3 protein-coding genes are annotated in these 3,305 nt (G+C 39.4%); 1 reads left to right on the plus strand and 2 read right to left on the minus strand.

Annotated elements, in window-relative coordinates; genetic code table 11:
- A partial coding sequence (locus ACIR131C_RS23455; protein WP_071604975.1) for a dienelactone hydrolase family protein occupies positions 1 to 750 on the minus strand: 750 nt, incomplete at its 3' end.
- A 186-nt stretch (positions 751 to 936) separates the two neighbouring features.
- Here ACIR131C_RS23455 and ACIR131C_RS0119175 point away from each other — a divergent pair.
- Positions 937 to 1,923 carry a GntR family transcriptional regulator gene (locus ACIR131C_RS0119175; protein ID WP_028091479.1) on the plus strand — a complete coding sequence of 329 codons (987 nt, stop codon included), beginning with the start codon at positions 937 to 939 and terminating at the stop codon, positions 1,921 to 1,923.
- A 318-nt stretch (positions 1,924 to 2,241) separates the two neighbouring features.
- On the opposite strand, the gene ACIR131C_RS0119180 is transcribed toward ACIR131C_RS0119175, so the two are convergent.
- A complete protein-coding gene (locus ACIR131C_RS0119180; protein ID WP_028091480.1) occupies positions 2,242 to 3,141 on the minus strand; it encodes an Rpn family recombination-promoting nuclease/putative transposase in 900 nt (299 codons plus the stop codon).
- Between the last annotated feature and the right edge of the window lie 164 nt (positions 3,142 to 3,305).

The following is a 3,305-nucleotide window of genomic DNA, read 5'->3' on the forward strand; positions in this document are numbered from 1 at the left end:
GTTGTCAATTGTCAGTTGGCTAAAAAGTTCTTGGACTTGTTGCCAAGCATTCGCCGCAGCTTTAGAATTATAACTGGCACGATGGTCACAAAAAAATCCGTGATCAGCCCCATTGTAGCGAAAAACACGATGGGGAATTTTCTCTTTTTCCAGTTCTGCTTCAATCTCGTCTACTTCTTCTAAGGGAATACTTCCATCTTGGGTCCCAAAAAAGGCATAGATAGTTCCTTTAATCTCTGATGTCCGGGTCATGGTGGGATTTCCACCTCCAGGAGTGCGACTAGTAATCCCCGCACCGTAAAAGGAAGCAGTAGCCTTAATATCTGGTAAAGTAGCAGCTAGATAGGCCACGTGACCACCAAAACAAAAGCCAATACAACCAAATCCATCGGGTTTGACTTGGGGTAAAGTTTTTAAGTAGTTAACAGCCGCTTGAATATCGCCTAAAAGTTCTGAGGCTGTGGTCTGCAACCAAGCGTATTTTCGGCCTATTTCCACATCCTCAGGAGTATAACCAGTTTCAAATCCAGGTGCTTGACGTTGAAACAGTGCTGGAGCGATAGCAACATAACCTAGTTTAGCAATTCGTTCGGTTACCTCCCGAATATGCACGTTAACACCAAAAATCTCCTGTAAAACAATAATTCCCGGATAAGAACCAGGGGAAGTTGGTTGTGCTAAATAAGCATCAATTTGGAAATTATCTGCGGAGATTTGAATTTTTGCAGTATTTATTGCTGGCTCTGTCATAATTAAGTTGGCAGTAAAGGAAAAGACAAGAGATAATTAAATAGTCCTTTAATTGATTTTGACTCTTAACTCCTGACTGCTGTATAGTTCCTTGGTAATATTTATCAAAGTAAATTAACCCATTAATCATATATTTAATAGGTAACTGATGGCAATTAATCTAAGTTTTAGGCAAAGGAATTGGTCATGATTCAGTTCCGTATTCAACCAGACAGTGAAATTCCCGCATCTAACCAACTATTTAATCAAATCCGATTTGCGATCGCTTCCGGGCAATATTCACCCGGATACAAATTACCCAGTACCAGGGCCTTAGCAATGCAAACCGGGTTACACCGCAACACCATTAGCAAAGTTTACCGCCAATTGGAGGTAGAGGGATTTGTGGAAAGTCTTGCCGGTTCAGGAATCTATGTTCGCACCCAAGGTCATGAAGGTGGAAATAGATCACAGTCCCCCATTCTCAAACAACATCCAACCAGCTATAAAATAGTTCAACAAGCCCTAGATGAGTTACTCACCCAAGGCTGTTCTCTCAATCTAGCACGGGAACTATTTTTAGCAGAAGTTGACTGGCGTTTGCGTTGTAGCGCGAGATTATTAGTAGTAACTCCGTCTCAAGATATTGGGGCTGGGGAATTAATGGTTGATGAATTAGAGGAATCCCTGCAAATTCCAGTCCAGCTAGTACCCATGGAAGAACTCATGACGGTACTAGACCAAACAGCCTCGGCCACATTAGTCACCAGTCGTTATTTTATCGGAGAAGTGGAAGCAATCTCCGCCCCCAAAGCCGTCCGTGTTATTCCCTTAGATATTCATGACTACGCTAAAGAACTCACTGTAGTCAAAAGCTTACCCAACTCTAGTTGTATCGGTATAATTAGTCTTAGTCCTGGTATTCTCAGGGCTACAGAAGTCATTCTCCACGGTTTACGAGGTGAAGAATTATTAGTAATGACTTCCCAGCCCAAGGACGATTATAAACTACACGCCATCGTCAAACGCTCGGAAATCATCTTTTGTACCGATCAAGTCAGCTACTCCACAGCCCAAGCAACCTTACAAACCTTTCTAGAAGACCTCATTCGTCCACCTAAACTCATTCGCTGTGAAAATTATATCGGTACACAGTCAATTAATTTACTAAAACGCGAACTGGGACTAATTTAACTAATTTAACAGCAGTCACCTATCATATCATGTCCGGTTGAACACTGATCATATCTGTTGAGGCTGGTAATGGGTAATTGGTAATTGGCAAAAGCCAATACAATGAAAGGCTGGTAATGGGTAATGGGTAATGGGTAATAGGTAATTGGGAAAAGGCAATACAATGATGAACTATATCGTCAGTTATTGCGCGAACATGATATCACTAAATCTGGAGTCTTATGTAAAATTTCCTCGGTTAAAATTCACTAAAAATTCTACCATGAGACTCCAAATTGATTCGCAAACCTTTATGAAAACTACTTCAAGGTGTAAGTTTCATGACTCCAGAGGTGTTTCATTAACAGACTTTACAGATTTTTCCGCAACCTCCCTCACAGTTTCAATATCTACAACTAACTTTGCTGCTATTTGTTCTACAGTCAAACCCAACTCTAATAACAGCGGTATTGTTTCCAATTTACCTTCCAATTTACCTTCTAATTTACCTTCCAATTTACCTTCTAATTTACCTTCCAATCTACCTTCCAATTTACCTTCTAACCAACCCTCTACTTTCGCTTCCTCCGCAACTTCTCGAAAATACCGCGTTTGCTTTAATTCATCTAAAGTAAACATGGCTTCAATCTCCTGACGACTTAAATTAGTTAATTTGTAAACAAGGATTGTCTCTAACAATTCTAGAACTTTTTGTCTTTTGCTGACATCTACCAATTGTTGTCGACATTTTTCGATTAACTCCCTAGTATGATCAGTAGCAGTTTCTTGTTTTTCCACTACTAGCTGCACCATTCCTAGTCCTAATGAATTATTGCTTGTTACTTCTAATTCATCCAAGTAAATAAATGTGACTTGCTGACTCATTAGTAAACCCCGATACTGCATTGGTATACCAGGATCTAAACTACGTTTAGCAAAGATAGCTACTGCATGAAAATCGTTCTTTGGTTTATATTGATTTAGATAAACAAAGATTTCTGTAAATAACCGCCAGTAAAAATCCCCTTTCGGTTGAAATTGAACTTCTACAAAGTAAATAGGCTGTTCGGGAATATCTAAATCAGGTACAAATAAACCATCAAAGCGAAATGCTAGTTCTTTAATTTCTACAGATGTAAATTGATATCTTTCCGCTTCTGTGGCTGGCTTACCAATCAGTTCAAAAAGAATACTAGGTAATGTTTGAAACAGTTGATAGAATATCGTATCAGTTTTCACAAAGTTTATATTCTTTTACATTCATTTGAAAATTATTAAAAGTGACAGGAATCACACATATATAGGAATCCGGTTTGATTCTGTGAATTTACTTGTGTGGTCAGGGAACAGGGAACAGGGAACAGGGAACAGGGAACAGGGAACAGGGAACAGGGAACAGGGAA

Source organism: Dolichospermum circinale AWQC131C (assembly GCF_000426905.1).
Classification (GTDB): Bacteria; Cyanobacteriota; Cyanobacteriia; order Cyanobacteriales; family Nostocaceae; genus Dolichospermum; species Dolichospermum circinale.